This window comes from Streptomyces sp. CS113, assembly GCF_002188365.1.
In the GTDB taxonomy this organism is placed as follows: Bacteria; Actinomycetota; Actinomycetes; order Streptomycetales; family Streptomycetaceae; genus Streptomyces; species Streptomyces tendae.
On sequence record NZ_KZ195574.1, the window covers coordinates 4,664,109 to 4,690,245 of the forward strand.

33 protein-coding genes and 1 pseudogene are annotated in these 26,137 nt (G+C 72.2%); 22 read left to right on the forward strand and 12 right to left on the reverse strand.

All coding sequences use genetic code 11. The features are described 5' to 3' along the window. Positions 1 to 85: 85 nt before the first annotated feature. A pseudogene (locus B9W62_RS40230) lies at positions 86 to 184 on the forward strand (RidA family protein); the annotation flags it as partial. Here the strand turns inward: B9W62_RS40230 and B9W62_RS20715 are convergent. The 5 genes from B9W62_RS20715 to glnR all read right to left on the reverse strand — a co-directional run bounded on the left by B9W62_RS20715 (position 159) and on the right by glnR (position 5,437). After that, the gene (locus tag B9W62_RS20715) at positions 159 to 1,604 is read right to left on the reverse strand and encodes a sensor histidine kinase (RefSeq protein ID WP_087808572.1); all 1,446 of its coding nucleotides are present in this window, start codon (positions 1,602 to 1,604) and stop codon (positions 159 to 161) included. The pseudogene B9W62_RS40230 and the gene B9W62_RS20715 overlap by 26 nt on opposite strands. Then, positions 1,601 to 2,341 (reverse strand): response regulator transcription factor, encoded by a 741-nt coding sequence (locus tag B9W62_RS20720; RefSeq protein WP_087808573.1) that lies wholly within the window; start codon positions 2,339 to 2,341, stop codon positions 1,601 to 1,603. The genes B9W62_RS20715 and B9W62_RS20720 overlap by 4 nt, the downstream gene beginning before the upstream one ends. Positions 2,342 to 2,440: 99 nt before the next feature. After that, the gene (locus B9W62_RS20725) at positions 2,441 to 3,478 is read right to left on the reverse strand and encodes a S1C family serine protease (RefSeq protein WP_179235582.1); all 1,038 of its coding nucleotides are present in this window, start codon (positions 3,476 to 3,478) and stop codon (positions 2,441 to 2,443) included. Positions 3,479 to 3,577: 99 nt separating this feature from the next. Beyond that, positions 3,578 to 4,600, reverse strand: a complete 1,023-nt coding sequence (locus tag B9W62_RS20730) for a LacI family DNA-binding transcriptional regulator (RefSeq protein WP_087808575.1) — start codon at positions 4,598 to 4,600, stop codon at positions 3,578 to 3,580. 42 nt (positions 4,601 to 4,642) lie between these two features. Beyond that, on the reverse strand, positions 4,643 to 5,437 hold the full coding sequence (gene glnR / locus B9W62_RS20735) for a two-component system response regulator GlnR (RefSeq protein ID WP_087808576.1): 795 nt from the start codon (positions 5,435 to 5,437) through the stop codon (positions 4,643 to 4,645). 218 nt (positions 5,438 to 5,655) lie between these two features. On the opposite strand from glnR, the gene B9W62_RS20740 reads away from it, so the two are divergent. From B9W62_RS20740 to B9W62_RS20775, 7 genes are all read left to right on the forward strand, one after another. Further along, entirely contained in the window at positions 5,656 to 6,516 is an 861-nt protein-coding gene (locus B9W62_RS20740) for an alpha/beta hydrolase (RefSeq protein WP_179235583.1), read from the forward strand. Positions 6,517 to 6,552: 36 nt separating this feature from the next. Further along, positions 6,553 to 6,807 (forward strand): MoaD/ThiS family protein, encoded by a 255-nt coding sequence (locus tag B9W62_RS20745; RefSeq protein ID WP_087808578.1) that lies wholly within the window; start codon positions 6,553 to 6,555, stop codon positions 6,805 to 6,807. Positions 6,808 to 6,810: 3 nt separating this feature from the next. Then, positions 6,811 to 8,037 (forward strand): hypothetical protein, encoded by a 1,227-nt coding sequence (locus B9W62_RS20750; RefSeq protein ID WP_087808579.1) that lies wholly within the window; start codon positions 6,811 to 6,813, stop codon positions 8,035 to 8,037. Positions 8,038 to 8,193: 156 nt separating this feature from the next. Next, entirely contained in the window at positions 8,194 to 8,931 is a 738-nt protein-coding gene (locus B9W62_RS20755; RefSeq protein ID WP_087808580.1) for an LmeA family phospholipid-binding protein, read from the forward strand. A gap of 452 nt (positions 8,932 to 9,383) precedes the next feature. Further along, positions 9,384 to 10,229: a sulfurtransferase gene (locus tag B9W62_RS20765; protein WP_087808581.1), complete on the forward strand. Its 846-nt coding sequence runs from the start codon at positions 9,384 to 9,386 to the stop codon at positions 10,227 to 10,229. Positions 10,230 to 10,262: 33 nt separating this feature from the next. Then, positions 10,263 to 10,550 (forward strand): DUF1416 domain-containing protein, encoded by a 288-nt coding sequence (locus tag B9W62_RS20770; protein WP_087808582.1) that lies wholly within the window; start codon positions 10,263 to 10,265, stop codon positions 10,548 to 10,550. Between the two features lie 100 nt (positions 10,551 to 10,650). Next, a complete protein-coding gene (locus tag B9W62_RS20775) occupies positions 10,651 to 10,908 on the forward strand; it encodes a DUF3099 domain-containing protein (RefSeq protein WP_179235584.1) in 258 nt (85 codons plus the stop codon). Positions 10,909 to 10,987: 79 nt separating this feature from the next. On the opposite strand, the gene B9W62_RS20780 is transcribed toward B9W62_RS20775, so the two are convergent. Continuing rightward, positions 10,988 to 11,623 (reverse strand): TetR family transcriptional regulator, encoded by a 636-nt coding sequence (locus tag B9W62_RS20780; RefSeq protein ID WP_179235585.1) that lies wholly within the window; start codon positions 11,621 to 11,623, stop codon positions 10,988 to 10,990. 84 nt (positions 11,624 to 11,707) lie between these two features. Between B9W62_RS20780 and B9W62_RS20785 the strand changes: the two genes are divergently transcribed. Both B9W62_RS20785 and B9W62_RS20790 read left to right on the forward strand, forming a co-directional pair. Continuing rightward, positions 11,708 to 12,502 (forward strand): SDR family NAD(P)-dependent oxidoreductase, encoded by a 795-nt coding sequence (locus B9W62_RS20785; protein ID WP_179235586.1) that lies wholly within the window; start codon positions 11,708 to 11,710, stop codon positions 12,500 to 12,502. A 41-nt stretch (positions 12,503 to 12,543) separates the two neighbouring features. Continuing rightward, a complete protein-coding gene (locus tag B9W62_RS20790) occupies positions 12,544 to 13,308 on the forward strand; it encodes a glucose 1-dehydrogenase (RefSeq protein WP_087808586.1) in 765 nt (254 codons plus the stop codon). A 57-nt stretch (positions 13,309 to 13,365) separates the two neighbouring features. Here the strand turns inward: B9W62_RS20790 and B9W62_RS20795 are convergent, their stop codons facing one another. Next, positions 13,366 to 13,728 (reverse strand): DsrE family protein, encoded by a 363-nt coding sequence (locus B9W62_RS20795; RefSeq protein WP_003974797.1) that lies wholly within the window; start codon positions 13,726 to 13,728, stop codon positions 13,366 to 13,368. Between the two features lie 235 nt (positions 13,729 to 13,963). On the opposite strand from B9W62_RS20795, the gene B9W62_RS20800 reads away from it, so the two are divergent. The 3 genes from B9W62_RS20800 to B9W62_RS20810 are packed head-to-tail and all read left to right on the forward strand — an operon-like array spanning position 13,964 to position 16,481. Continuing rightward, positions 13,964 to 14,686, forward strand: coding sequence for a hypothetical protein (locus B9W62_RS20800; RefSeq protein ID WP_087808587.1), 723 nt, complete (start codon positions 13,964 to 13,966; stop codon positions 14,684 to 14,686). After that, positions 14,683 to 15,597, forward strand: coding sequence for a hypothetical protein (locus tag B9W62_RS20805; RefSeq protein ID WP_256976527.1), 915 nt, complete (start codon positions 14,683 to 14,685; stop codon positions 15,595 to 15,597). The genes B9W62_RS20800 and B9W62_RS20805 overlap by 4 nt, the downstream gene beginning before the upstream one ends. Beyond that, a complete protein-coding gene (locus B9W62_RS20810) occupies positions 15,594 to 16,481 on the forward strand; it encodes a hypothetical protein (RefSeq protein ID WP_087808588.1) in 888 nt (295 codons plus the stop codon). Before B9W62_RS20805 ends, B9W62_RS20810 begins: the two co-directional genes overlap by 4 nt. Positions 16,482 to 16,519: 38 nt before the next feature. Here B9W62_RS20810 and B9W62_RS20815 read toward each other — a convergent pair whose 3' ends face one another. Both B9W62_RS20815 and B9W62_RS20820 read right to left on the reverse strand, forming a co-directional pair. Further along, complete coding sequence (locus B9W62_RS20815) at positions 16,520 to 16,771, reverse strand: hypothetical protein (RefSeq protein WP_087808589.1); 252 nt, start codon at positions 16,769 to 16,771, stop codon at positions 16,520 to 16,522. Continuing rightward, entirely contained in the window at positions 16,768 to 17,160 is a 393-nt protein-coding gene (locus B9W62_RS20820) for a hypothetical protein (protein WP_087808590.1), read from the reverse strand. The genes B9W62_RS20815 and B9W62_RS20820 overlap by 4 nt, the downstream gene beginning before the upstream one ends. A 171-nt stretch (positions 17,161 to 17,331) precedes the next feature. Between B9W62_RS20820 and B9W62_RS20825 the strand changes: the two genes are divergently transcribed. The 5 genes from B9W62_RS20825 to B9W62_RS20850 all read left to right on the forward strand — a co-directional run bounded on the left by B9W62_RS20825 (position 17,332) and on the right by B9W62_RS20850 (position 20,554). Next, positions 17,332 to 18,174 carry a helix-turn-helix domain-containing protein gene (locus B9W62_RS20825; RefSeq protein WP_087808591.1) on the forward strand — a complete coding sequence of 281 codons (843 nt, stop codon included), beginning with the start codon at positions 17,332 to 17,334 and terminating at the stop codon, positions 18,172 to 18,174. After that, positions 18,156 to 18,371 carry a DUF397 domain-containing protein gene (locus tag B9W62_RS20830; RefSeq protein WP_087808592.1) on the forward strand — a complete coding sequence of 72 codons (216 nt, stop codon included), beginning with the start codon at positions 18,156 to 18,158 and terminating at the stop codon, positions 18,369 to 18,371. The genes B9W62_RS20825 and B9W62_RS20830 overlap by 19 nt, the downstream gene beginning before the upstream one ends. 168 nt (positions 18,372 to 18,539) lie before the next feature. Next, positions 18,540 to 19,115, forward strand: coding sequence for a heme-binding beta-barrel domain-containing protein (locus tag B9W62_RS20840; RefSeq protein WP_087808593.1), 576 nt, complete (start codon positions 18,540 to 18,542; stop codon positions 19,113 to 19,115). Positions 19,116 to 19,130: 15 nt separating this feature from the next. Continuing rightward, positions 19,131 to 19,568, forward strand: coding sequence for a Fur family transcriptional regulator (locus tag B9W62_RS20845; protein WP_087808594.1), 438 nt, complete (start codon positions 19,131 to 19,133; stop codon positions 19,566 to 19,568). Between the two features lie 20 nt (positions 19,569 to 19,588). After that, positions 19,589 to 20,554 (forward strand): CAF17-like 4Fe-4S cluster assembly/insertion protein YgfZ, encoded by a 966-nt coding sequence (locus tag B9W62_RS20850; RefSeq protein ID WP_087808595.1) that lies wholly within the window; start codon positions 19,589 to 19,591, stop codon positions 20,552 to 20,554. 10 nt (positions 20,555 to 20,564) lie between these two features. Here B9W62_RS20850 and dtd read toward each other — a convergent pair whose 3' ends face one another. After that, positions 20,565 to 20,990: a D-aminoacyl-tRNA deacylase gene (gene dtd / locus B9W62_RS20855; RefSeq protein WP_087808596.1), complete on the reverse strand. Its 426-nt coding sequence runs from the start codon at positions 20,988 to 20,990 to the stop codon at positions 20,565 to 20,567. A 178-nt stretch (positions 20,991 to 21,168) separates the two neighbouring features. Here dtd and B9W62_RS20860 point away from each other — a divergent pair, with 178 nt between their 5' ends. From B9W62_RS20860 to B9W62_RS20870, 3 genes are all read left to right on the forward strand, one after another. Next, a complete protein-coding gene (locus B9W62_RS20860; RefSeq protein WP_087808597.1) occupies positions 21,169 to 21,846 on the forward strand; it encodes an RsiG family protein in 678 nt (225 codons plus the stop codon). A 90-nt stretch (positions 21,847 to 21,936) separates the two neighbouring features. Further along, complete coding sequence (locus tag B9W62_RS20865) at positions 21,937 to 23,040, forward strand: asparaginase (protein ID WP_256976528.1); 1,104 nt, start codon at positions 21,937 to 21,939, stop codon at positions 23,038 to 23,040. A 143-nt stretch (positions 23,041 to 23,183) separates the two neighbouring features. After that, positions 23,184 to 24,440: a GNAT family N-acetyltransferase gene (locus tag B9W62_RS20870; protein WP_087808598.1), complete on the forward strand. Its 1,257-nt coding sequence runs from the start codon at positions 23,184 to 23,186 to the stop codon at positions 24,438 to 24,440. Between the two features lie 189 nt (positions 24,441 to 24,629). Here B9W62_RS20870 and B9W62_RS20875 read toward each other — a convergent pair whose 3' ends face one another. Further along, on the reverse strand, positions 24,630 to 24,815 hold the full coding sequence (locus B9W62_RS20875; protein ID WP_003974784.1) for a hypothetical protein: 186 nt from the start codon (positions 24,813 to 24,815) through the stop codon (positions 24,630 to 24,632). 153 nt (positions 24,816 to 24,968) lie between these two features. On the opposite strand from B9W62_RS20875, the gene B9W62_RS20880 reads away from it, so the two are divergent. Beyond that, positions 24,969 to 25,880 (forward strand): GntR family transcriptional regulator, encoded by a 912-nt coding sequence (locus B9W62_RS20880; protein WP_087808599.1) that lies wholly within the window; start codon positions 24,969 to 24,971, stop codon positions 25,878 to 25,880. 9 nt (positions 25,881 to 25,889) lie between these two features. Here the strand turns inward: B9W62_RS20880 and B9W62_RS20885 are convergent, their stop codons facing one another. Beyond that, positions 25,890 to 26,078, reverse strand: a complete 189-nt coding sequence (locus tag B9W62_RS20885; RefSeq protein ID WP_087808600.1) for a hypothetical protein — start codon at positions 26,076 to 26,078, stop codon at positions 25,890 to 25,892. Between the last annotated feature and the right edge of the window lie 59 nt (positions 26,079 to 26,137).

Consider the following 26,137-nt stretch of genomic DNA (forward strand, 5'->3'; position numbering starts at 1 on the left):
AGTGGACCTGACGGAAGGGCGAGCCATGACCATCCACGACGTCTTCCGGTTCGATGTGCCGGCCGAGGACGACTTCGGCTACTGGCACCGCCCGGCCGGCACGGTCCTGGGCGTGACCGAGCTGACCCTGCCCGGTCAGGTCGTCGAGATCGGCTTCGTCATCGATCTCCGGCTGCCTGCCTGAGGTCTCCCTCCGGCGGCGGTACCGGCGCCCCCGGCAGCCGGATCGTGGCGGTGGTCCCACCGCCGTCGGCCGGGGTCAGGCTCACCGTGCCGCCCGCCTGCTGCACCGTCCGCGCCACGATGGACAGGCCCAGGCCGGAGCCGGGCAGGGCGCGGGCGCTCGGGGAGCGCCAGAAGCGGTCGAAGACGTGCGGGAGTTCGTCGGCGGAGACGCCGGGGCCGTGGTCGCGGACGGTGAGGACGCCGTCGGCGAGGCGGACGTGGAGGGTGCCGCCGTCCGGGCTGAACTTCACCGCGTTGTCCAGGATGTTGACGACCGCGCGTTCCAGGGCGGCGGGTTCCGCCCGTACGTACCAGGGGTGGACGTCGGCGTCGATCGCCAGCTCCGGTCCGCGCAGCCGGGCGCGGCGCAGCGCCGACTCGACGACGTCGTGCCAGGCGAGGATGCGGGTGCGGCCCTCGTGCTGGCCGGTGTCGGGGCGGGAGAGTTCCTGGAGGTCGCCGATGAGCGCGGCCAGTTCCGTCATCTGGGCCTTCACCGAAGCGAGCAGTGCCTTGCGGTCGGCCTCCGGGATCGGGCGGCCCGTCTCCTCGCTGCGGGTGAGCAGCTCGATGTTGGTGCGCAGGGAGGTGAGCGGGGTGCGCAGTTCGTGGCCCGCGTCGGCGATGAGCTGCTGCTGGAGGTCGCGGGAGCTGGCCAGGGACGAGGTCATGCTGTTGAAGGACCGCGACAGCCGCGCGATCTCGTCGTCGCTGTCGTCCTCGACGGGGATGCGGACGGTGAGGTCCTCGGTGCGGGCGACGTGTTCGACGGCCTCGGTGAGTTCGTCGACGGGACGCAGGCCGGTGCGAGCCACCCACAGCCCGGCGGCGCCGGCCCCGACGACGCCCACCCCGGCGACGACCACGAGGACGAGAGCGAGGTTGCTCAGGGAGCTGTTCACCTCGTTCAGCGGACGGGCGGCGGAGACGGCCACGCCGCTCAGGTCGGGCACGGTGTACGTGAAGACGCGGTACTGGGAGCCGTCGGACCCGGTGGCGTCGTGCAGCGCGTCGGAGGACCCGCCCTCGGCCACAGCATGGTCGGCGTCGCTGAGCGGGACCTCCTCCGTGCCGATGATGAGGCAGCTTCCGCCCTGCCGGTCCACCAGCTGCACGGACGAGCCAAAGGGGTTCTGTTCGTGTGTGACGGGGTCGTGGGCACACAGGCCGGTGCGCAGGTTGAGGTACTGGCTCACCTGGTTCCTGTCCATGCGGTTCGCCTTGAGGGCCTCGTCCAGCGAGCTGACCAGCACGCTCTTGACCACGAACCAGCAGGCGACCGCCGCCGCCGCCACCGCGAACGCCACCGCCGCCGCCACCAGCAGGGACAGCCGCGCCCGGAGGGGCAGGGTGCGGATCCGGCGGGCGAGGGAGGTCACTCCGCGCCGCCCTGCCGCAGGACGTAGCCGACGCCGCGGACGGTGTGGACCAGGCGCGGCTCGCCGCCCGCCTCGGTCTTGCGGCGCAGGTACATGACGTACACGTCGAGGGAGTTCGACGACGGTTCGAAGTCGAAGCCCCAGACGGCCTTCAGGATCTGCTCCCGGGTGAGGACCTGGCGCGGATGCGCCATGAACATCTCGAGCAGGGTGAACTCCGTGCGGGTCAGCTCGACCGGGCGTCCGGCGCGCGTGACCTCCCGGGTCGCCAGGTCCATGGTCAGGTCGGCGAAGCCCAGCGTGTCGTCGTCCTCGGCGGTGGCCTCCACGGCCGCCGCGTAGGAGCTGCGGCGCAGCAGCGCGCGGATGCGGGCGAACAGCTCGTCCAGCTCGAAGGGCTTGACCAGGTAGTCGTCCGCTCCCGCGTCCAGGCCGGTCACCCGGTCGCCGACGGTGTCGCGGGCCGTCAGCATGAGGATGGGCGTCAGGTCGCCCGCGCCGCGGATGCGGCGGGCGGCGGTCAGGCCGTCCATGCGGGGCATCTGGATGTCCAGCACGACGAGGTCGGGCCGGTAGGCCGCCGCCTTCTCCAGCGCGTCGGCGCCGTCGACGGCGACCTCGGTGTCGTACCCCTCGAAGGCGAGGCTGCGCTGGAGGGCCTCGCGGACCGCCGGCTCGTCGTCGACGATCAGGATGCGCTGGATCTCGCGGTCGCGGTCGGCGTCTGCGGGGCTCATGGGCTCGGGTCCTCGGATGCGGTCGGGTACGGGTACGGGGTGTCAACGCCTTCAGCGTCGCACGTCTTCGCGCCCGCTCGGCTGCTCGTCAATGGCTCGTCAGTTGCTCGCGCCCGCCCGCAGCTCGGGCAGGTCGGCCTTGACCGTGTTGATCGGGATGGCGAAGCCGAGGCCCACGCTGCCCGCGCTCGCGGAGGACTCGGTCGCCGAGTACATCGCGGAGTTGATGCCGATGATGTTGCCGTTCATGTCGATCAGCGCGCCGCCGGAGTTGCCCGGGTTGAGGGAGGCGTCGGTCTGGATCGCCTTGTACGTCGTCGTGGACGAGCCGGTGTCGCCGTTGAACTGCTGCCCGCCGAACTCGAACGGCCACTGGCCGCCCTGCCGCTGCTGCTGTTGCTGCTGGCCCTCGTCCGTCGAGACGGTCACGTCCCGGTCGAGGGCGGAGACGATGCCGCTGGTCACGGTGCCGGTCAGGCCCTCGGGGGAGCCGATGGCGACGACCTGGTCGCCGACCCCGATGCCGTCGGAGTCGCCGAGGGTGGCGGCCTTCAGGCCGGAGGCGTTCTCCAGCTTGATCAGCGCGAGGTCCTTCTTGCTGTCGGTGCCGACGACCTCGGCGGTGTACTGCTTGCCGTCGTTCGTCGTCACCTTGACGGAGGAGGCACCGGCGACGACGTGGTTGTTGGTGATGATCTCGCCGTCGTCGGTGATGATCACGCCGGAGCCGGTGGAGGACCCGGCGTTCGAGGTGGCGTTGATCTCGACGATGCTCGGGCTGACCGCCTTCGCGACGCCGGAGACCGTGCCCTTCTGGCTGGAGGGCACCACGTTGGTGCTGGTCGAGCTGGAGGCGACGGTGTCGCTGCCGGTCAGCTCCTGGATGCCGTACGCCGTGCCGCCGCCGACGGCCGCCGCGACGATCGCCACGGCCACCAGCAGGGCGGCGGGGCCGCGCCGCCGGGCCGGGCGTCCGGTGTGCGGCGGCTCGGGCAGGGGCTGCGCGGTGTGGTTCCCGGGCGGCTGCGCCGGCGGGGGCGGCCACTCCGGGCTGACGGGAGAGGAGGCGTGCTGGGGGGTTCCCTGGTACGGGTTCGCGTGCTCGTACTCGCCGTTGTGGCGGAGGCTCTCGGTCATGTTCATGAGCTTCCCGCCCCCGTATGAGAGCGGCCTGAGTGCTGCCTGAGAAGCCCGGCAGAACCTCGTATGCCCGATATAAAGGCCTCGGCGGAGCGACTACGCGCAGCCGCAGGACTGCCGTACCACCAGCTGCGACGGGAACACCTTCAGCCGCTCGCGGCGGGAGCCCGCCACCCGCAGGCCGTCGTCCAGGACCAGGTCCACGGCGGCGCGCGCCATCGCCGACCGGTCCGAGGCGACCGTGGTCAGCGGCGGATCGGCGAGGTCCGCCTCCTTGATGTCGTCGAACCCGGCCACCGCCAGTTCGCCGGGGACGTCGATGCGCAGCTCGCGGGCCGCGCGCAGCAGGCCGATCGCCTGGTCGTCGGTGGAGCAGAAGATCGCGGGCGGGCGCTGCGGCCCGGAGAGCAGCTCCAGGCCCACGCGGTACGCGTCGTAGCGGTTGTACGGCGCCTCGAAGAGCCGGCCCTCGGTGGAGAGACCGGCCTCCTTCATGGCGCGCTTCCAGCCCTCGACGTGGTCGGAGACCGGGTCGCCGACGGACGGGGTCTCGGCGGTGCCGCCCATGCAGGCGACGTACGCGTACCCGTGCTCCAGCAGATGGCGTACGGCGAGCTGGGCGCCGCCCAGGTCGTCGGTGACGACGGCGACGTCGTCGATGGCCTCGGGGCGCTCGTGCAGCAGGACCACCCGGGCGTCCCAGGCGTCGATCTCGGCGGCGGCGTTGTCGTTCAGCGCGTGGCTGACCAGGATCAGGCCGGAGACCCGCATACCGAGGAAGGCGCGCAGGTAGTGGACCTCGCGCTCGCCGACGTAGTCGCTGTTGCCGACGAGCACCATTTTGCCGCGCTCGGAGGCGGCCCACTCGACCGCGTGTGCCATCTCCGCGAAGAACGGCTGGCGCGCGTCCGGCACGATCAGGCCTATGAGGTCCGTGCGCCGCGATGCCATCGCCTGGGCGACCCGGTCCGGGCGGTACCCCAGTTCCTTGATCGCGGCGAGGACACGCTCGCGCGTGGCCGGGGCGACCGGCCGGGGTCCGTTGTTGATGACGTAGCTGACGACGGCGGTGGAAGTCCCCGCCAGTCGCGCCACATCATCCCGAGTCACCTTGGCCACGCGCGGAGTCTACGCGGATGGACCCGCTCCGGGCAGGGAGTATCACACCTTGGATGACCTTGCGCCCGCCGCCTCGTCCGTCTCGGCGGCCGCCTGTCCGGGCGCCTCTGCCTTCTCCGCCTTCTCGGTCCTCTCGGCCTTCTCGGCTTTCTCGCCCTTCTCGGGCTTCTCCGGCGTCACGAAGCGGTAGCCCACGTTGCGGACGGTGCCGATCAGCGACTCGTGCTCGGGGCCGAGCTTGGCGCGCAGCCGCCGTACGTGCACGTCGACCGTGCGGGTGCCGCCGAAGTAGTCGTAGCCCCACACCTCCTGGAGCAGCTGCGCGCGGGTGAACACGCGGCCCGGGTGCTGGGCGAGGTACTTCAGCAGCTCGAACTCCTTGAAGGTCAGGTCCAGGACCCGGCCCTTCAGCTTCGCGGAGTACGTCGCCTCGTCCACCGACAGGTCGCCGTTGCGGATCTCCATGGGGGAGTCGTCGCCGCCGAGCTGCTGGCGTCCCGTGGCCAGCCGCAGCCGCGCCTCGACCTCCGCCGGACCGGCGGTGTCGAGCAGTACGTCGTCGATGCCCCAGTCGGCGGTGACGGCGGCGAGCCCGCCCTCGGTGACGATGAGGACCAGCGGACAGCTGAGGCCCGTGGAGCGCAGCAGCTGGCACAGGCTGCGGATCTGGGGGAGGTCGCGGCGGCCGTCGACGAGGATGACGTCGGCGCCGGGGGTGTCGACGAGGGCGGGGCCCTCGGCGGGGGCGACGCGCACGTTGTGCAGCAGCAGGCCGAGGGCGGGGAGCACCTCCGTCGACGGCTGGAGGGCGTTGGTCAGGAGCAGCAGAGAACTCATCGCGCCCCACCTGCCTGGGACGGTTTGTGGTCGTGCCCGGTTCGCTCGCCCATAACGTCTGGTTCCTCCTGGGTCCCTGCGAGGACGTTTGCGGCACTGCTTCTTACTGGTGGCGTCCGGGAGGTGAACGCCGGGCGCCCGCCCGGCATCGCTCCCGAAAGCACGAAAGGACCCGGGGGCTACGTTGCCCGAGTCCTCTGCCCAGCAGAATAGCCGACATGAGCAACCGACCGCCGGGTCATGTGGCGCGTTCCACCCGTGGTCCAGCCAATCGTCCGCATCCCGAGACGCCCCGGGGAGCGCCGCGCCGCACACCCGCGCGCACCTTCCTCCGTACGGCCGACGGCGTCTCCATCGACGCCGTGTACGAGCCGGGACCGACCGGACGTGACCCCTCTGACCTGGTGTTCGTCGTCGCGCACGGGTTCACGGGCGACGCCGACCGGCCGCACGTGCGGCGGATCGCGGAGGCGTTCGCGCGGCACGGCGCCGTGGTCACGTTCTCCTTCCGGGGCCACGGCGCGTCCGGCGGGCGGTCCACCGTCGGCGACCGCGAGGTGCTCGACCTGGCCGCGGCGGTCGAGTGGGCGCGCGGCTTCGGGCACGCGCGCGTGGTGACCGTCGGCTTCTCCATGGGCGGCTCGGTGGTCCTGCGGCACGCCGCGCTGTACGCCGCCGACGACGGGGCGGGCACGGACGCCGTCGTGTCGGTCAGCTCCCCCGCCCGCTGGTACTACCGGGGCACGGCGCCCATGCGCCGGCTGCACTGGCTGGTGATGCGCCCCGCCGGGCGCCTGGTGGGCCGCTACGGCCTGCGCACCCGGATCCACCACCGCGACTGGGACCCGGTGCCGCTGTCGCCGGTGGAGGCGGTGCCCCGGATCGCGCCGAGGCCGCTGCTCGTGGTGCACGGCGACCGGGACGGCTACTTCCCCCTCGACCACCCCCGGATGCTGGCCGAGGCCGCCGGTGACCACGGCGAACTCTGGCTGGAGCCCGGCATGGGCCACGCCGAGAACGCCTCCGGCGAGGATCTGCTGGACCGCATCGGCGACTGGGCGGTGGCCCGGGCGGGCTAGCCTGACGTTGTTCATCGCCGACGACGAAGGAACCAGATGGCAAAGGTCACGGTGCGCTACTGGGCCGCCGCGAAGGCCGCCGCGGGGGTGGCCGAGGAGCCGTACGACGCGGCGACGCTCGCCGACGCGCTCGGCGCGGTCCGCGAGCGCCACCCCGGCGAACTCACGCGCGTGCTGCTGCGCTGCTCGTTCCTCGTCGACGGCGACCCCGTGGGCACCCGCGGGCATGAGACGGTACGGCTGGCCGACGGCGGCACGGTCGAGGTGCTCCCGCCGTTCGCAGGAGGGTGAGCGATGACCGACCAGCCGCAGCAGCCGTACGGGCAGCAGCCGTACGAGGGACACGACGCGCAGGCGTGGCCAGGGCAGCAGCCGTACCAGTCGTACCAGGGCTACGGGGAGCAGCCGGATCCGAACGCGGACCCGTACACGCAGCAGTGGCAGGGGCAGACCTGGGAGACGCAGGTGCAGCCGCCGGTCTCCGCGGAGGAGACGGCGTACCTGCCGCCGCACGCCCAGCCACAGCCCCAGTCACAGCCCCAGCCTGAGCCGTACTCGGACCCATACCCGTACCCGTCGCAGGGCTACGGGCAGCCGCAGCCGTACCAGCCGCAGGCGTACGCGCCCCAGCCGCAGCCGCAGCCGTACGAGCCGCCCCCGGCCCCCGTGCCCGCGGCCTCCTCCGCCTCCCCGTCCCCCGCCGCCTCCCCGTCCGCCTCCGCCTCCGACGACCCCGGCTACGGTCCGGCGACCGTGGCCGGGAACACGCGGATCACGGACGCGCAGCGGGCCCGCGCCGAGGGGCGGTCGCCGATCATCGACCCGGGCATGCAGCCGGCCGGGCTCACCGCGCTGCTCGGGCTGCTGCTGTCCGGCGCGGCGGCGCTCGGCACGTACGCCCTGCTCGTCCCGCTCGTCGTCCTCCAGGCCGTCACCGCGGCGGGCTGGTTCCGGCTGAACGGCATGTGGCCCGCCCGGCAGGGCATCGCGCTGGGCTTCCTGGGCGCGCTCGCCGCCGACGCGGCGCTGCTGGTGTCGGACCGCTCCCCGGCGGCGATCCTCGGCACGCTCGGGGTGTGGGTGCTGCTCTCCCTGGTCCTGCAACTGCGCTCGCACGCCGACCCGGACGAGCGGATGTACGGCCTGATGGCGACCATCGCGGCGGCGGCCCTGGCCGTCGTCGCGGGCGGGTACCTCGCCGCCGACGCGGACGCGGTGACGGTCGGCGGGATCGCGGTGGCCGTGGCCGCCGTGGCCCGTGCGCTGCCGCTGCCGACCCCGGCGTCCGTGGTCGTCGCGCTGCTCGCGGCGGCCGGGGCGGGGATCGCGGTCGGCTCGGTGACGGACTTCGGGGCGTCGGGTGCGCTGCTCGGCGCGGGTGCGGCGGTCTGTGCGCTGATCGGCCTGCGGGTGGCGGCCTACGACTACCCCTCCCGCTTCGTCCACTTCACGGCGGGCGTGGCCCTGCCGCTGGCGGCGGCGGCCCCGGCCGTGTACCTGCTGGGCCGGGCCCTGGCCTGAGCCCGGCGGCGCCCCCTGTCACGGGTGCCGGCACCCCCTGTCACAGCTGTTCGACAAAACCCGGGGGGTGCCACCGGCCCGCGTTACGCTCGCGCTGGACGGCCGCCGGTCGTCGGGTCCGCCGCCGCCGAGCGTCCAGGGTTGGGGAAACACCGCATGCGCGCACTGCGAATACTGTTGATCGTCGTCGTGATCCTGGGCGGCCTCTTCGTGATCGCCGACCGTGTCGCCGTCAACTTCGCCGAGGACGAGGCGGCGGACAAGCTGCGCAGCACCGAGAACCTGGCCGCGACGCCGGACGTCTCCATCAACGGCTTCCCCTTCCTCACCCAGGTCGCCGGCGGTGAACTGGACGACGTGGAGATCGGCATCGACGACTACGAGGCGTCCACCGGCAACGCGAGCGAGAAGATCCGCATCGCCCACCTGCGCGCGCACATGAAGGGCGTCGAGTTCTCCGGCGACTACAGCTCCGCCACCGCGGCCACCGCCACCGGCACCGCGACCGTCGGCTACGACGAACTGATGAAGGCCACCACGTCCGAGCCCACGGAGATCGCGCCCGGCATCGACGCCAAGGTCATCGGCCTCTCCGACGGCGGCAACGGGAAGATCAAGGTGACGCTCCAGGCCACGGTCCTCGGGGTCGAGGTGCCCGAGCCGGTCGAGGTGCTCAGCTCGGTCAAGGTCAAGGACGACGACGTCGAGGTCGTCGCCGACGGCCTGCCGGAGATCGGCGGCAGGCAGCTCGCCGAGTCCCGGATCCGCGCCATCACGGACTTCCAGCAGACCATCGACGAGCTGCCGGGCGGCATCAAGCTCGACAAGGTCGAGGCGGCGAAGGACGGCGTCGAGATCACGGTGAAGGGTTCGAACGTCAAGCTGGCCGGGTAGGACGAAGGCCGGTGCCACCCGGGGCCGGGGCCGGGACGGTCGACGTCCGACACGTGAGACGACGCTGTCCGTACCGCAGATGCGTGGACACCCGCCCCCGCCCCGTCCCCACCCCGGCGACCCTCCGTGCCGGACGGGAGAGCCATTGGATCCCACATTCCGGACGATCGTGTCTCATCATGCGACACATCGGTGACATGACCCGCTCTCGATCCCTACGATCGGGACTCATGAAGCGACAGGCGGACCTCACGAAGCGGCGGGCAGTGGACCTGTGCCGCGTTGCCGCCATGCTCTGTCGCACCTCCTGAGGCGGACGGCGACGCCGCCGTCCGTGTCCCCCCTCATCCTCGCCCCGCTCCGTCGTGGCCACCCGCGCGCACCGCGGCACGGCCCGAGCGCGCACCCACTCCCACCGCACGCCCCGCCGCACCTGCCCCGGAGGAGAAAACATGAGCCGCAGCGACGTCCTGGTCGACGCCGACTGGCTTCAGGACCACCTGGACGACACCGACATCGCGATCGTCGAGGTGGACGAGGACACGTCCGCCTACGAGAAGAACCACATCAAGAACGCGATCCGGATCGACTGGACCCAGGACCTCCAGGACCCGGTCCGCCGCGACTTCGTCGACCAGGAGGGCTTCGAGAAGCTCCTGTCGGCCAAGGGCATCGCCAACGACACGCTGGTGGTCCTCTACGGCGGCAACAACAACTGGTTCGCGTCGTACGCCTACTGGTACTTCAAGCTCTACGGCCACGAGAACGTCAAGCTCCTCGACGGCGGCCGCAAGAAGTGGGAGCTGGACGCCCGCGAGCTGGTCCCCGGCGACGAGGTGCCGCAGCGCGCCGCCACCGACTACAAGGCCAAGCCGCAGAACACCGCGATCCGCGCCTTCCGCGACGACGTCGTCAAGGCGATCGGCGCGCAGAATCTGGTCGACGTCCGTTCGCCCGACGAGTTCTCCGGCAAGCTGCTCGCCCCGGCCCACCTCCCGCAGGAGCAGTCGCAGCGTCCGGGCCACGTCCCGTCCGCCCGCAACATCCCGTGGTCGAAGAACGCCAACGACGACGGCACCTTCAAGTCGGACGACGAGCTGAAGCAGCTCTACACCGACGAGCAGGTCGACCTGGCGAAGGACACCATCGCCTACTGCCGCATCGGTGAGCGCTCGGCCCTGACCTGGTTCGTCCTGCACGAGCTGCTGGGCGTGGAGAACGTCAAGAACTACGACGGCTCCTGGACCGAGTACGGCTCCCTGGTCGGCGTGCCGATCGAGCTCGGCGCCAACAAGTAAGCCCGCCCCCTCTCAACCCCTCAGGAGTACGACATGTGCGGAGCGAAGGCCGGCGGCCCCGACGCCTCGACGATCAAGCCCGGTGAGACCACCATCCAGGGTCAGGTGACCCGCGACGGCGAGCCGGTGACGGGCTACGTCCGTCTGCTGGACGCCACCGGCGAGTTCACGGCGGAGGTCCCGACCTCCGCGACGGGCCAGTTCCGCTTCTACGCGGCCGAGGGCACCTGGACCGTACGCGCACTCGTTCCGGGCGGCACCGCCGACCGCACGGTCGTCGCCCAGCAGGGCGGTCTTGCGGAGATCGCGATCGCCGTCTGACGGCGGCAACGGCCGAAGGGGCCGCACCCACCGGGTTGGACGCCTGGGGTGCGGCCCCTTCGGCGTGTCCGGACGGGCGGTCCGGACCTACGCTGGAGACATGTACGCGCGGCGGCGGCACGTCTACTTCGCCATGATGGGGACCTGCATCGTCCTCTTCGTCCTGGCCTGGGGAGTCGTGCGCCTCTGGTCCGTCCCGGCGGCCGTCGGCCTGTGCGTGTTCACCATGCTCATCCCCCCGGTGGCCGCGATGGTCGCCAACCGGCGCGGCCCGGACGACCGCTGGTGGGACGACCCGTCGGGCGACGCCCAGTCCGACGAGTGGTGGGACGAACTGGACGGCAAGAAACGCCCCTGACGAGAAACGCCACCGACGAGAAACGCCACCGACGAGAAGTGGTGCCCCTGACGAGAAGCGCCGCTGCCGCCGAGCGCCGTTAACGGGTGTCGTCCCCGGCGCCGAGGAGGCTGTGCAGGCAGCGCACCGCCAGGTCGGCGGGGGAGTCGGGGCCCTCGGTCGCGGCCTCGGTGCCGGACCAGGTCTCCAGGGCGATCCGGATGGCGTCGGTGGCCGCGGCGGCGACCAGCCGCACCTCCAGCGGGTCCCGGCGGCCGTCCGCCAGCCGGGCGATCACCGGAACGAGCAGCTCCTCCGACTCCTGGTTCACGCGGTACCAGACCGCCCGCAGCGCGGGATCGTCCGCGGCGGCGCGCAGCAGCCCCCGGGTGCGCAGCAGCGCCTCGACGGCCTGCGGATCCGGCGTCGCCAGCGCCTGCTCGACGGCACCGCGCAGGGCGGGACCGAGCGCGCTGCCCGGCGGCGCCTCGGCGAGCAGCGCCCGCCAGCGGTCGGCGCCGTCCGTGAGAAGGGGGCCGACGGCGTCCTGCTTGGAGCGGAAGTACCGGTAGAAGGTCCGCAGCGCGACCCCCGCCCGCCGGGCGATCTCCTCGGCCGTCGTGACCTCCGGGCCCTGGGTGGCGAAGAGCTCGGCCGCCGCATGCGCGATGTCGAGCTGGGTGGCGGCCTTGCGGCGCTCGGTCAGCGTCGGGGGCGGTGGCGGCTCGGTGCTCACCCGAGAAGCGTACGGCCTGCGACCACCCAGCGGCATGGCGTGACGTCGTGGCAAAACGTGCCACCTAGGCGTACGGTGACGGGCATGAACTACTTGAACCGTTACGAAGGCCGTCGCGCCCTGGTCACCGGCGGCGGCTCGGGCATAGGCCAGGCCACCGTGCTGCGTCTCCTCGCCGAGGGCGGCACCGTCGTCGCGGCGGACGTCAGCGAGCCGGGCCTGAAGGACACCGCGGAGCAGGCCGGGGCCCACGCGGACCGGCTCACCACGCTCGTCGTCGACATCGCCGACGAGACCTCGGTGCGCGAGGGGGTCCGCGCCGCGACGGACGCGCTGGGCGGCCTCGACGTCCTGGTCAACGCGGCCGGCATCCTGCGCTCCTCGCACACCACGGAGACCAGCCTCGCGGACTTCACCCGGGTCCTGACGGTGAACCTCGTCGGCACCTTCCTGGTGATCCGCGAGGCGATCCCCGCGCTGCTGGAGGGCCGGGACGCGGCGGTGGTCAACTTCAGCTCGACCTCGGCGGTGTTCGCGCACCCGTACATGGCGGCCTACGCGGCGAGCAAGGGCGGCATCCAGTCCATGACCCACGCCCTGGCCGCCGAGTACGCGGGACGCGGCATCCGCTTCACCGCCGTCCAGCCCGGCTCCATCTCCTCGGGCATGACGGACGGCAGCGGGGTCAGCGGGCAGAGCGTCGGTCCCGGGCTGCCCGAGGACGCCGACATGGCCCTGTTCGCGAAGCTCTCCCCCGCCCTCGGCCGGGGTTTCGCCGGTCCGGAGACGGTGGCGTCGGTCGTCGCGATGCTGGCCTCGGAGGACGGCCGGTTCATCACGGGCACCGAGGTCCGCGTCGACGGCGGCACCCACTTCTGAGGGCGCCCGCCCCCGGAATCCCAGAAAGGAGAACACGCACCATGCACGACCTGACCGGCAAGAACGTGATCATCACCGGCGGCGCCCGAGGCCTCGGCGCGGAAGCCGCGAGGCAGGCGGTCGCCGCCGGGGCGCACGTCCTGATCACCGACGTGCTGGACGACGAGGGCGAGAACGCCGCCCGCGAACTCGGCGACCGCGCCCGCTTCCTGCACCACGACGTGACCTCCGAGGAGGACTGGCGGCGGGTCGCCGACTTCGCCGTCACCGAGTTCGGCGCGCTGCACGGCCTGGTGAACAACGCCGGGATCTCGACCGGTACGCCGCTGGAGTCGGAGTCCGTCGAGCGCTTCCGCGCGGTCCTCGACGTCAACCTCACCGGCGTCTTCATCGGCATGAAGACCGTGGTCCCCGCGCTGCGGGAGGCCGGCGGCGGATCGATCGTCAACATCTCGTCCGCGGCCGGCCTGATGGGCCTCGCCCTCACGGCCGGCTACGGCGCCTCCAAGTGGGGCGTACGCGGGCTCACGAAGATCGGCGCCGTGGAGTGGGGCACCGCCCGCGTGCGCGTGAACTCCGTGCACCCGGGGATGACGTACACCCCGATGACCGCGGCCACCGGCATCGAGCGGGGCGAGGGCAAGTACCCCAACACGCCCATGGGCCGGGTCGGCGAGGCCGACGAGATCGCCGGCGCGGTCGTCTTCCTGCTCTCGGACGCCGCGTCCTACGTCACCGGCGCCGAACTCGCGGTGGACGGCGGCTGGACCACCGGGCCGACCGTGGCGTACGTCATGGGGCAGTGAGCGCCGCCGCCGTCAGCGAGGTCAGTGCCGTCGGCGCAGTCAGTGCCGTCAGCGACGTCAGTAGACGAGGGCCTGCGTGTCGTCGGCCAGTGCCTCCTGCACGAAGACCTGTGCCCCCGCGATGCGCACGCCCTCGATGACGTCCTTCTCGGTGAGGTCGCGCCGGGCCGCGCACTGGGTGCACAGCGTCACCCGGCCGCCCGCCAGCAGCGAGTCCAGCAGGTCGGGCAGCGGCGCGGCGTGCGGCAGCTCGAACTCGGCCGCGCGCCCCGGCACCGCGAACCACGCGGACTCCCCGGTCAGCCACAGCGACACGTCGACCCCGCTGGCCACCGCCACCGCCGCCACGGTGAACGCCTGCGAGCACCGTTCGGGCGCGTCCGCCCCCGCCGTCACCTTGATCACGAGTTTCTTGGCCATGGCCGAATCGTAATCAACGCCGCCACAACCCCGGTGCCGGGCTGCGGGTCTCCTGTGCGCACGTTTGATCGAATGCGTCATGCACGTTCTGTGGGGGGACGTCTTGGAAGAGAAAACGGAACCGGAAACGGAGCCGGAAACGGAACCGGAAACGGAACCGGGGCCGGAGCCGGAAAGGGAACCGGTACCGGAGACGGAACCGCGAACGGAGGGCCCGGCGCCGGCCGCCGGGACGGTGCCGGCGCCACGGCCGCGTCGGCGCGGCCGCACCACCGCGCTCATCTGCACCGCCGCCGTACTCGGGCTGGTCGCCGGCGTCTGCGCCGGCTACCTCGTGCAGGCCGACCGGGAACCGACGGAGCTGCCGTCGTTGGCCCGGCCCCTGGCCGCGCCCGGCAAGGGCGAGGTGCCGCAGCGGCTGCCCGCCGCACAGGACCGCAGGGTGCGGACCGACGGCGACCTGCGCGACCTGCTGCTGGAGAAGCCGCGTGACGCCGAGGCCCTCGAGTGGCCGGAGGGCGAGGACGGCTGGATGGACCTCGCCATGTACGCGGAGACCTATCAGCATCCGGGCGAGCAGTTCGACGCGCTGCTCCAGGACGAGTTCCGCCGGGCGGCCGTCGGCGGTTGGTACGTCGAAGGCTCCTACGTGGTGAGCATCCGGTTGATCCAGTTCCGCCAGGAGGAGGTTCTGGTGGCGGGGGAGAAGATCGCCGGGTCGAAGTACTGGGCGGCGGCGGAGGAGGACACCGACAGCTGGCCCGTCCCGGGGACCGGGGACGGGCGGGCGTACGTCCACGGGCTGCCCACCAGCGAGGCGGGAGAGCCGCCGATGTACTCCGCGGAGGCGCACGCCCGGCGGGGTGACGTGGTCATGGAGATCTGGATCAACGGCGACAAGCGGATCAGCAAGAAGACGATCCTGGACCTGGCCGAGCGGCAGATGGAGCGCCTGTGAACGAGAACCGGAACGGCGAGCCGGCGCTCCCGGCCCCCGCCGCCCCCGAGCCACCGCATCCCGTCCCCGAGCCCGGCGACTCCACCGGTCCGAACGAGGCCGATACGCCCGTGGAGCCCGACGCGGTTGACGCGGTCGACGCGCGGCCCGGGCGTGGCCGGCGTCTCGCGGTGGTCGGCAGCGCGCTCGTGCTGGCGGCCGTCACCGTCGTGGGCGCCGGGTACACCGCTGTGACCGTGAGGGACGCCGACCGCGGCCCGGGCGCCCCCGCCCTGGCGCTCCCCAAGGCCGCGCCGGAGAAGAAGGCGGAACAGGCACCGGCCCCGGCGGCCGGAGCCGCCGGCCTGGCCAAGGCCCTCGTGCCGTACCGGAGCGACGCCTGGTCGCGCGGCCCGGACCTCGGGGAGTTCGGCTCGGACGCCACGCTGAGCGGCGCCCAGGCCACCGCCCTGCGCAAGGAGTCGCTGACCGGCCTGCCCCGCTCCGAGCGCAAGGAGCTGGAGAAGGCGATCGACCGCCGGCACATCACCGGCATGGCGATGCGGAACTACGCCGGTGGCGGCCACTTCACCGACGACGGGCAGACGGGCACGGCCACGGTGTCGATCGTGCTCTCGCGGATGGGGAACCGGTCGGCGGTCCGTGACATGGCGACGCGTCAGAACGAGTTCTTCGCGGCGATGGACGTCTTCCGCGAGGGCCCGCGCATCAAGGGTCACAAGGACGCCAGGTGCTTCCGTCTGTCCGCGGAGTCCGACCAGGAACTCGACATGGTGTTCTGCGCCGCCCACGAGGGAGACGTGCTGGTCACCGTCACCGCCGACAGCGTGCGACCGCTCGACACCGAGAGCTTCACCGAGCTGGTGACCGAACAGCTCGACCGCATCGCCGATCCCGGGGAGTCCGTATGACCGAGCAGACCGCCCCGCCGGCGCCCGCCCTCCCGCCGGTGCCGGACACCCCGCCGCCCACGCCCCCGGCCACGGAGCCGGAGCCGGCGCCGGCGCCGGAGAAGCGGGACCGCCGCGTGCTGCGCGCCGTGCTGCGCTGGAGCGCGGCCGTCGCCGTGTTCGCGGTCGTCGGGTCGGCGACGGCGTACGGCGTCACCCGCGTGGAGCGCACGGACATGCCCGGCCTGGCGACCGACTCGGACGGACGGTGGGACTACCCGGCGCTCACCGCCGCACCGCTGCCGTCCGGCAGCCCGGGACCGTTCGCCGAGGAGAACACGGCGGGCGCCCACTACGCCGACCTGCGCGACCTGGTCCTGCCGGCCCCCGAGGGCGCGAAGGCGGACAAGGCGCTGCGCGGAAAGGACGGCTGGCTGCCCACCGACGTCTTCCTCCGGGAGTACCAGGTGGAGGCGGACCGGGACTCCCTGCGGCGGACGCTGGTCGACACGGGACTGCGGCACATCGCCGCCCGCGGCTGGACCACGCCGGACGGCACCCGGACGCGGATCTACCTGCTGCACTTCGACACCGCGGCCGTTGTGGACGAACTCCAGGCCGTCCGTATGGCGCCCGCCCTCGACCCGGCCTTCGCGGTGCGGGGCGAGGACCTGTCCGTGTCCGGCGAGACCTTCCCCGACGAGAGGCTTCCGGACAAGGCCCGGTTCGACGACGTCAGGTACAGCTTCTACGTCGAGCCCGAGCCGTACGGCGCCGAACAGGTACGCCAGGCCTACCTCGGCGTCGGTGACGTGCTGGCCGTCGTCCTTCAGAGCCGTAAGGGCGGCGCCCGGGTGGTGCCCTTCCAGCAGACCGTCGTTTTGCAGAGCCAACTGCTGCACTGATCCGCCGGGCGGGCCCCGCGGGGCCCGTGCGCTCGGCGTCACACCGCGAAGGTGATCGTCACCAGCAGCGTCGCGACGCACAGGACGGTCAGCAGGCCGCTGACGGTGGCACCGGCCGGCCTGGCCCGCCGCCGGGACCGGGCCTTGTGCTTCGGCGCGGGCCTCGGCGGGTGACCCGGATGGAAGGGCGGCATCGCGAAGCCGGGAGAGAGGGGAGCGCGGTCCCGCCGGGGCGCGAGCCGCTGGGCCCGCCGGCACTCCTCGTAGGGCAGTCCGCCGTCGTACGTCATCCCTCGTGCTCCTTGCGCTGGTGCTGGCGCAGCAGGACGTTCGCGTCCGACACCGCGCTGTGGTCGAACGCCGCCCGTGCGGTCTCCCGCCGGTCGGCCAGCCAGGCACAGGCCTCGCAGCCCGGCACCGGCAGCGGCGGCCGCTCCAGCTCGGCAGGGGCCGGGGGCGTGGCGAGGGTGCGGTCGTTCGCGGCGCGCAGGCTCGCCCCGAGGCGCTCGCGGTCGGTCGCCGGGCGCAGTACGGGCGGCTCCGCCTCCCACTCCCGGCCGCCGCCGAGCGGTCGGAGCAGCACGCGCGCCCCGCTGCGGCCCCGGTACTCACCGACCTTCGCGGCGGCGGTGTCGTAGAGCACGGTGCCGGGCTCGTAGGTGGCCGGTTCTGTTCTCACGGGTCCGCTCCCTTACGTCAACGTCTGTACGGAATGCGACAGTTGCCCTACTCTGCGTAGTGGTGGGCAGTACGAGCATGACCCACGGCGGGGGTCGCCAAGCCCGGAACGGCCGCTAGTGCCACAAGGGGCGCTCCAAATTCCACAAATTCCACAGCCGGGAGGGGTGCGGTGCCGCAGCGGAGGGCGATCACGGGTCGCAGTCAGGAGCCGAGGGCGCGGTTCGCGGAGGAGCTGCGGCTGCTGCGCAACGGGCGGGGCGTGTCCCTGCGGGGCGTCGCGGAGGTGGTGGGCTGGGACGCGTCCCAGTTCGGGAAGATGGAGCACGGCCACACGCTGGGCGGCCCGGAGATCGTGGAGGCGCTGGACCAGTACTACGGCACGGGCGGAATGCTGCTCACGCTGTGGGAGCTGGCGGTGGCGGATCCCACGCAGTTCAAGGAGCGGTACCGGCGGTACATGGTCCTTGAGGCCGAGGCGGTGAGTATGTGGCAGTACTCGCCGAGCGTCGTGCCGGGCCTGCTCCAGACGCCGGAGTACGCGGCGGAGCTGCTCAGCCAGGGCGGACTGACGGGTGTGGAGCTGGACAAGCAGGTGGCGGCGCGCATGGGTCGCCGGGAGCCACTGCTGGCCGAGGGCGGGCCACAGTTCCGGGCCCTGCTCTCCGAGGCAGCGCTGCGCAGCCCGATGAGCACGCCCGCCGAGTGGCAGGCGCAGTTACGTCATCTCCTGGTGATGGGAGGCCGTGCCAACGTCATCGTCCAGGTGCAACTGCTGGCGGCCGGGCTGCACGGGCTGCCCAATACCGACGCCATGTTCCTGCGCGGCACCAGCGGCCGGACCGTGGCTTGGGTGGAGACCGGCTACTCAGGCGAACTGGTGCAAGAAACACAGGCCGTTGATCTGCTCCAGCTCCGATACGATCGGGTGCGCGATATGGCCCTGTCACCGGGGGCGTCGCGGGAGTTCATCGAGCGGATGCTGGAGGAAGCGCCATGCGAGCCATCGATCTGAGCACGATCACCTGGCGCAAGAGCAGCTACAGCAACCCGGACGGCGGCAACTGCGTAGAGGTCGCCGCGGGCCTCCCCTCCCTGGTCCCGGTCCGGGACAGCAAGGACCCCGCCCGCGGAGCCCTCCTCTTCGCCGCCCCCGCGTGGGCCGCCTTCCTGGACGGAGTCCGGCGAGAAGAGGCGGGGCGGGCCGCGTAAGCTGAGGCCGGCCCTGTTTATGCCCCCCGCTCAAGGAGCACCCCGTGGAGATCTTCTTCGAAGCCCTGCTGGTCCTGGTCTGCGTCGGCGTTCTCGCCTTCGCCGGTCTGACCGTGAAGAAGCTGTACCAGGGCCAGCGCTGATCACCGACGCCAGGAAGTACCGCTCATGATCGAGATCCCGTCCGACCTGCACAAGGACCTCGTCCCCCTCGTCTTCCTGCTGGGTGACTGGGCCGGCGCGGGCGTGCACGACTTCCCCGGTGCCGAGAAGTGCAACTTCGGCCAGGAGGTCTCCTTCACCCACGACGGCCGGGACTTCCTGGAGTACCAGTCCCACACCTGGGTGCTGGACAACGACGGCAACAAGGTCCGCCCGCTGGAGTCCGAGCACGGCTTCTGGCGCATCGACGCCAACCGCAAGGTCGAGGTGACGATGACCCGCGACGACGGCGTCATCGAGATCTGGTACGGCGAGCTGGCCGACCAGAAGCCCCAGATCGACCTGGTCACGGACGCCGTCGCCCGCACCGCGGCATCGAGGCCCTACACCGGCGGCAAGCGGCTGTACGGCTACGTCAAGAGCGACCTGATGTGGGTCGGCGAGAAGCAGACCCCCGAGGTCGAGCTGCGCCCGTACATGTCGGCGCACCTGAAGAAGGTCGTCACCCCGGAGGACGTCGAGCGCTGGGCCAAGGCCCTGCCGGACGACATGCCGGACGACGGGATCGCTTTCTTCAAGTAGTCCTAGACTCGTGGTGTGGTGAGCACCGACTGGAAGAGCGACCTCAGGCAGCGCGGCTACCGGCTGACGCCCCAGCGGCAGCTGGTGCTCGAAGCCGTCGACACGCTGGAGCATGCGACCCCGGACGACATCCTCGGCGAGGTGCGCAAGACGGCGTCGGGGATCAACATCTCCACCGTGTACCGCACGCTGGAGCTGCTGGAGGAGCTGGGGCTGGTCAGCCACGCCCACCTCGGGCACGGTGCGCCCACCTACCACCTGGCCGACCGGCACCACCACATCCACCTGGTCTGCCGGGACTGCACCAACGTGATCGAGGCCGATCTGTCGGTCGCCGCCGACTTCACCGCCAAGCTGCGCGAGCAGTTCGGCTTCGACACCGACATGAAGCACTTCGCGATCTTCGGCCGGTGCGAGAGCTGTTCCCTGAAGGGTTCAACTACCGAGTCGTAAGCGAGTCGTAGGCTGGGCGTATGAAGAGCCCTCTGCTGTCCCTGCCCGGCGCCGTTCCCGCCGAGGGTGTGGACGAAGGCGTCGCCGCCCACTACGGCGACCTGTTCCGCGAGCAGCGTGCCCTCGCCGACGGCACCGGCTTCGTCGACCTCTCCCACCGCGGTGTCGTCACCGTCACGGGCGACGACCGGCTGAGCTGGCTGCACCTGCTGCTCACCCAGCACGTCAGCGACCTGCCGACCGGCCAGGCCACCGAGGCGCTGATCCTCTCCGCGAACGGCCACATCGAACACGCCCTGTACCTCGTCGACGACGGCACGACCGTCTGGGCCCACGTCGAGCCCGGCAGCCAGGAGGCGCTGATCGCCTACCTGGAGTCGATGAAGTTCTTCTACCGGGTCGAGGTCGCCGACCGCACGGCCGACACCGCGGTCGTGCACCTGCCGGCCGGTTCGATCGCCCGGGCTCCCGACTCCGCCGTCGTCCGCGAGACGCCGTACGGGCGTGATCTCTTCCTGCCGCGGGAGGAGCTGGAGGCGTTCGCCGCCGAGTCCGGGCCCGCGGCCGGGATCCTCGCGCACGAGGCGCTGCGGGTCGAGCAGCACCGCCCGCGCCTCGGCTTCGAGACCGACCACCGGACCATCCCGCACGAGCTGGGCTGGATCGGTACGGCCGTGCACCTCCAGAAGGGCTGCTACCGGGGGCAGGAGACCGTCGCCCGGGTGCAGAACCTCGGCAAGCCGCCGCGCCGGCTGGTGTTCCTGCACCTGGACGGCAGCGAGGTCCACCTGCCGCCGAACGGGGCGGAGATCCGCCTCGCGGACGACGGGCCCGACGGCCGGAAGGTCGGTTTCGTCACCACGTCCGTGCGCCACCACGAGCTGGGCCCGGTCGCCCTCGCCCTGGTGAAGCGGAACGTGCCGGTGGACGCCCGGCTGATGGCCGAGGAGACCGCGGCCGCCCAGGAGACCGTCGTCGAGCCCTGACGGGCGGGGCTCAGACCTCCACGAGGATCGTGAACGGGCCGTCGTTCGTCAGGGACACCCGCATCTGCGCGCCGAAACGTCCCGTCGCCACCGTCGCGCCCAGCGCGCGCAGCTGGGCGACGACCTCGTCGACCAGCGGTTCGGCGACGTCGCCGGGGGCGGCGGCGTTCCAGGTGGGGCGGCGGCCCTTGCGGGCGTCGCCATAAAGAGTGAACTGGCTGATCACCAGCAGCGGGGCGTCGAGGTCGCTGCACGACTTCTCGTCGTGCAGGATCCGCACCGACCAGAGCTTGCGGGCCAGCTGCGCCGCCTTCTCCTTGGTGTCGTCGTGGGTGACGCCCACCAGGACGCACAGGCCCTCGCCGTCGATCGCGCCCACCGTCTCGCCGTCCACGACGACGCTCGCGCCGTCCACCCTCTGCACCACTGCACGCATCCCGCAATGATGCCGTGCGCCCCTAGGGTGGGGAGGGGCGGGGCCGTACGGGGTTTTTATCGCTGCGAACCCCCCATCTGGGGCCGATCGGGGCCGATCGGGGGCACTCGGTCACATAGCGGCCACTTGGGGTGGCACGATGCTCCCAGAACGCCGGGCGAGGGGACGGTTGAGGCGCATGAGCACACCGAGTACGGGGCGGTCGTTCGGGACTGCCGCGTTGACATGTCCGAGTGGACGGGGCGGTTCGACCGGTCCGGGTGGCCCGGTTGGTCTGGAGGCGCCCCGGGCGCCCCTCCAGCGCACGGACAGCCCCGAGCTGCCGGCGAACCCGCCGGCTGACCCCCCGCAGCGGGATCTGACCGTCCTGAGCCTGCCGGAGCTGCGCACGCTGCGCCGGGACGCCCAGCGCGAGGAGGCCGACCTCAGCTACGTACGGCGGCTGCTGCAAGGCCGTATCGACATCCTGCGCGCGGAGCTGGCGGGGCGCGGGACGGCCTCGTCGTCGTCCGTGGTCACCACCGCGGCGACCGGTTCGGTGGTGGAGCGGCTGTCGGAGATCCTCGCCGACGCGCCCGCCCGGCACCGCTCCTCGGCCCGGCACGTGACGCTGGCCACCCCGCGCAGTGAGGAGTGCAGGCGGCTGGCCGCGGAGATGATGGGCGAGGTGGAGCTGTCCGACCTGACGGCCCGCACCGACGTCGAGCTGACCGCCGGCATGGGGCGGCTCGTGCGCTACGAGCAGCAGGTCTCCCGGAGCCGGCAGCGGCTCCAGCGCACGGCGGACGGGTGCAGCGCGGAGATCGCACGCCGGTACCGTGAAGGGGAAGCACAAGTCGACGACCTGCTCGTGTGACACGGGGGCGGCCAGCCGCGCCGCCCTCCGGGGCCTGGTGATCCCGGGCCGTCGCCGCGGGAGGTCGCCCGTTCCGGAAGGCCACCGCCGATGCCCGCGCCCCAGCCGTCGCAGCCGTCACCAACGCCGCAGCCGTCGCAGCCGTCACAGACATCGCAGCGGTCACAGTCGCAGCGGTCGCAGCCGTCACAGACGCCGCAGTCGACGCATGCGGACCAGGCCGCGCCCGCGCCCACGTCCGCCCTGTCGCCCGTCGTGCCGCCCGTCCTCGCCGAGGTCGTCCGGTCCGGCTTCGTCGAGGGGCGGCACCGGGGCAGCCTGGTGGTGCTGGGCGCCGACGGGGCGGTGGAGCTGGCGCTGGGCGAGGTGACGGCGCCGGTCTTCCCGCGCTCCTCCAACAAGCCGATGCAGGCGGCCGGCGTGCTGCGGGCGGGCCTCGACCTCGCGGGGGAGCGGCTGGCGCTGGCCGCCGCGAGCCACTCCGGAGAACCGTTTCACCGGGACCTGGTCCGCAAGATGCTGGACGAGTACGGCCTGGACCCGGCGCTGCTCCAGTGCCCGCCCGACCTGCCGCTGGACGCCGAGGAGCGGGACACGTACCTGGCGTCGGGCGCCGTGCCCGACCGCGTCACCATGAACTGCTCCGGCAAGCACACCGCGATGCTGGCGGTCTGCGCGCAGCAGGGCTGGCCGCTGGAGACCTACCTCGACCCGGAGCACCCGCTCCAGCGGATCATCCACAGGGTTGTGGAGGACGCGGCGGGCGAGCCGGTCGCCGCGGTCGGCACCGACGGGTGCGGGGCGCCGCTGATGGCGATCAGCCTGGTCGGGCTGGCCCGCGCCTTCCGCTCCTTCGTCGCCGCCGAGCCCGGTTCGGCCGAGCGCCGGGTCGCCGACGCGATGCGCGCCCACCCCGAGTACGTGGCCGGCAGCCGCCGCGCCGACACCTGGCTGATGCGGGAGGTGCCGGGCACGCTCTCCAAGATGGGCGCGGAGGCTGTCCAGGCGGTGGCCCTGCCGGACGGCCGCGCCCTCGCCTTCAAGATCGAGGACGGCGCCACCCGGGCGCTGGGCCCGGTGCTGGCCCGCGCCCTGGCGCTGCTGGGCGTGGACGCGCCGGTCGTCGAGCGCATCCGGCGCGCGCCCCTGCTGGGCGGCGGCCGGGAGGTGGGGGAGATCCGGGCGGCCTTCTGACGTCCGGCGCCTGCGGGGTCCGCGGGATCTTCCTGCGGCGCCTGCGCAGCCGCCCTGCGGAGCCGCCCTGCGGGGCCTGCGGCGCCTGCGGGGCGCCCTGTTAATCCCGCGACGCAGCCGGGTGGGCGATCTACGGTGAGCGTATGAGCCGCCGCACCGAGATAGACGTACGTCCCATCACCGAGGCCGAGTTCCCCGACTGGAACCGGGCCCTGAACACGGGTTTCCTGCGGCCGCCCGCCGTGGCCGAGGAGCAGCTGGATGCTCGCCGCAACGAGTTCGTGCCCGGCCGGTCGCTCGGCGCCTTCGACGGCGACCGGTGCGTGGCGACCTTCCGGTCCTTCGACCAGGAGCTGACGGCCGTCGGGGCCGGCACCGTCCGGGCCGACGCGATCTCCAACGTCACCGTCACCGCGACCCACCGGCGCCGCGGCCTGCTCACCCGGATGATGGCGCAGGACCTGGCCGCGGCGAAGGAGCGCGGGGACGTCGTCGCGACCCTGATCGCGGCGGAGTACCGGATCTACGGCCGGTACGGCTTCGGCCCCGGCACCACCATGACCGAGTGGACGGTCGACGTCCCCCGCGCCGGTCTGGACCCGCGCTGGGCGGCCCCGGAGGACGGCGGCCGGATCGACCTCGTGGACGGCGCCGACGTACGGCGGCTCGGACCCGGGCTGCACGAGCGGCTGCGCCGGACCCAGCCCGGAGCGGTCAGCCGGACCGAGATGTGGTGGCGTTACCGGACCGGTGTCGTCGACTGGAACGGCTCCCCGTGGACCGAGCCCTGCTACGCCGTGTACCGCTCGGCGGACGGCGAGGTCGAGGGCATGGCGTCCTACCGCACCGACGACCGCTGGGGCGACGCCAAGCAGCCGCTGAACACGGCGACCGTGGACTGGCTGCTCGCCGTGACCCCGGCCGCCGAGCGGGCGCTGTGGCACTACCTGTGCTCGATCGACTGGGTCCAGACGGTGAAGAGCGGCTGGCGCTCCCCGGACGACCTGCTCCCGGACCTCCTGCCGGACCCGCGCGCGGCCCGCATCACCACGCAGGCCGACTGGCTGTGGGTGCGGGTCCTGGACGTCGCGCGGGCGCTCACGGCACGGACGTACGAGGGGCAGGGATCGGCGGTGCTGGAGGTGGTGGACCGGGCGGGGCTGACCGGCGGGCGGTGGCGGCTGGAGGCGGGACCGGACGGGGCGTCCTGCGTGCCGACCACCGAGAGCGCCCATCTCGTGCTCGACGTGGCGGAGCTGGGGGCGCTGTGGCTGGGCGACGCCTCGGCCGTACGGCTGGCCGCGCTCGGCCGGGTGCGGGAAGAACGAGCGGGCGCCGCCCGTGTGGTCGACGCCCTGCTGCGTACGTCCGGGCGGCCTTGGTGCCCGGACATGTTCTGAGGTGACTCCCTTCCTCCGGTGACGGTGGACGTGCGCATCCGTAGCGCGGGTTCTTCGACGTGCTTTTCGACGTGCTCTTCAGTTGTGGTTGTGGTTGTTGTGCTGGTCGTGCCTGTTGTGCGTGGTGCCACTGATCGGCCGGGCTCCCGGCTCCCCTCCGGAAGGGGGCCCGGCCGTCAGTACGTCGGTTCAGCCGGACTGGGCGAGCAGCATCACGAGGATCACCGCACCCACACCGCCGATCATGGTGTTCTTCGCCTTGATGCCGATGGACAGCGCGACGAACGCGATGATGCCCATCGGCCCGTACTTCCATTGCACGAGCTGCTCGAACCCGATGGCCAGAGCCGCGACGACGATGGCGATGAGCGGCATGGTGGACCCCCTGTCACCGTGGTGGCCAACCCCCGTAAGGCTCGACCACGTTGCTCAAGTTGGCTGCCAACTTCACTGTACTTATCTCCGCTTGGACGCGTCTCATAACCACCTTTCCGTGAACTGCCCAAAGATGGCGAGAAGTTGTAGGGTTTGGTCGTGGAGCCGGAACGCGCCCCCGTCAACGGGCGGAAGAGACCGCAGCGGCCACAGACAACACACCGAGAGGTGGCCGACGAGCTGCGCGCCCGGATCAGGTCCGGTCGGCTGCGGCCGGGCCAGCGCATGCCCACGCAGGCCCAGTTGGCCGACGAGTTCGGCGTGGAGCGCGGCACCGTCCGCCAGGCCCTGCGCATCCTTCAGTCGGAACGTCTGCTCACCAATGTGTCCAAGGGGAGCCCCGCGACCGTCACGTCCGACCTGTACGGCTCCCGGGCGGGCGGCCGGGCGGAGCCGATGCCCACGACCGTGGCCCTTGCCTCCCGGATCGCGGCGGCCTTCGCCGCCGAGCACGTCGAGATCGACGCGCTCTGCCTGACCTCCGTCTCCCTCACCCTCGCCATCGGCGAACCGCTGCGCCAGATCCACGCGGGGCGATTGAAACCGGCCAAGGTCGACGTCCGGGTCCTGCTGCCCAGCAGCGCCATCGACCTGGCCTTCCCGGTGGCGGTCTCGGGCGGCGCGGCGGCCGGCCCGGTGCACGAGCGGTGGCTGGCGATGCGCAACGCCCAGGGCCAGGTGCTCCAGCACAACCTGCTGAGCCTGCGCGCCACGCACGGCATAGACGTGCGCGTCTCCTTCCGGGCGCTGCCCTTCACCCCGCCCGTGAAGCTGTACGTGCTCAACGGCAGCGAGGCCCTCTTCGCGTACTACACCCTCAGCCGGCGCGAGCAGGAGATCGACCACGAGCCGCTGGAGATGTACGACGCGGAGGGCATCCGCTCGACGCTGTTCGCCTTCGACCAGGGCGGTGACCTGCGCGACGGCGTGTTCGTGAAGCAGTCCCGGCTGTGGTTCGACGCGCTGTGGGAGACGATCAGCTCGGAGCTGGTGCTCACGACCTGACCGCCCCGGTCACAGCGCGGGACCCGCGACCAGGAGGGCCAGCAGCACCGCTCCGGCGGAGCTGACGGAGGGGCTCTTGGCCTTGATGCCTATGGTGAGCAGGAGCAGGCCGACGATGCCGGTGGCACCGTACTTCCACTGGACGATCTGCTCGAAGGCGATGACGAAGACCGCGGAGACCAGGGTGAGGACGGGCATGGTCTTCCCCCCTTCGGGAAGTTCGCGAGGTTCGGGAGGTTCGGGAGGTACTTCGTTCC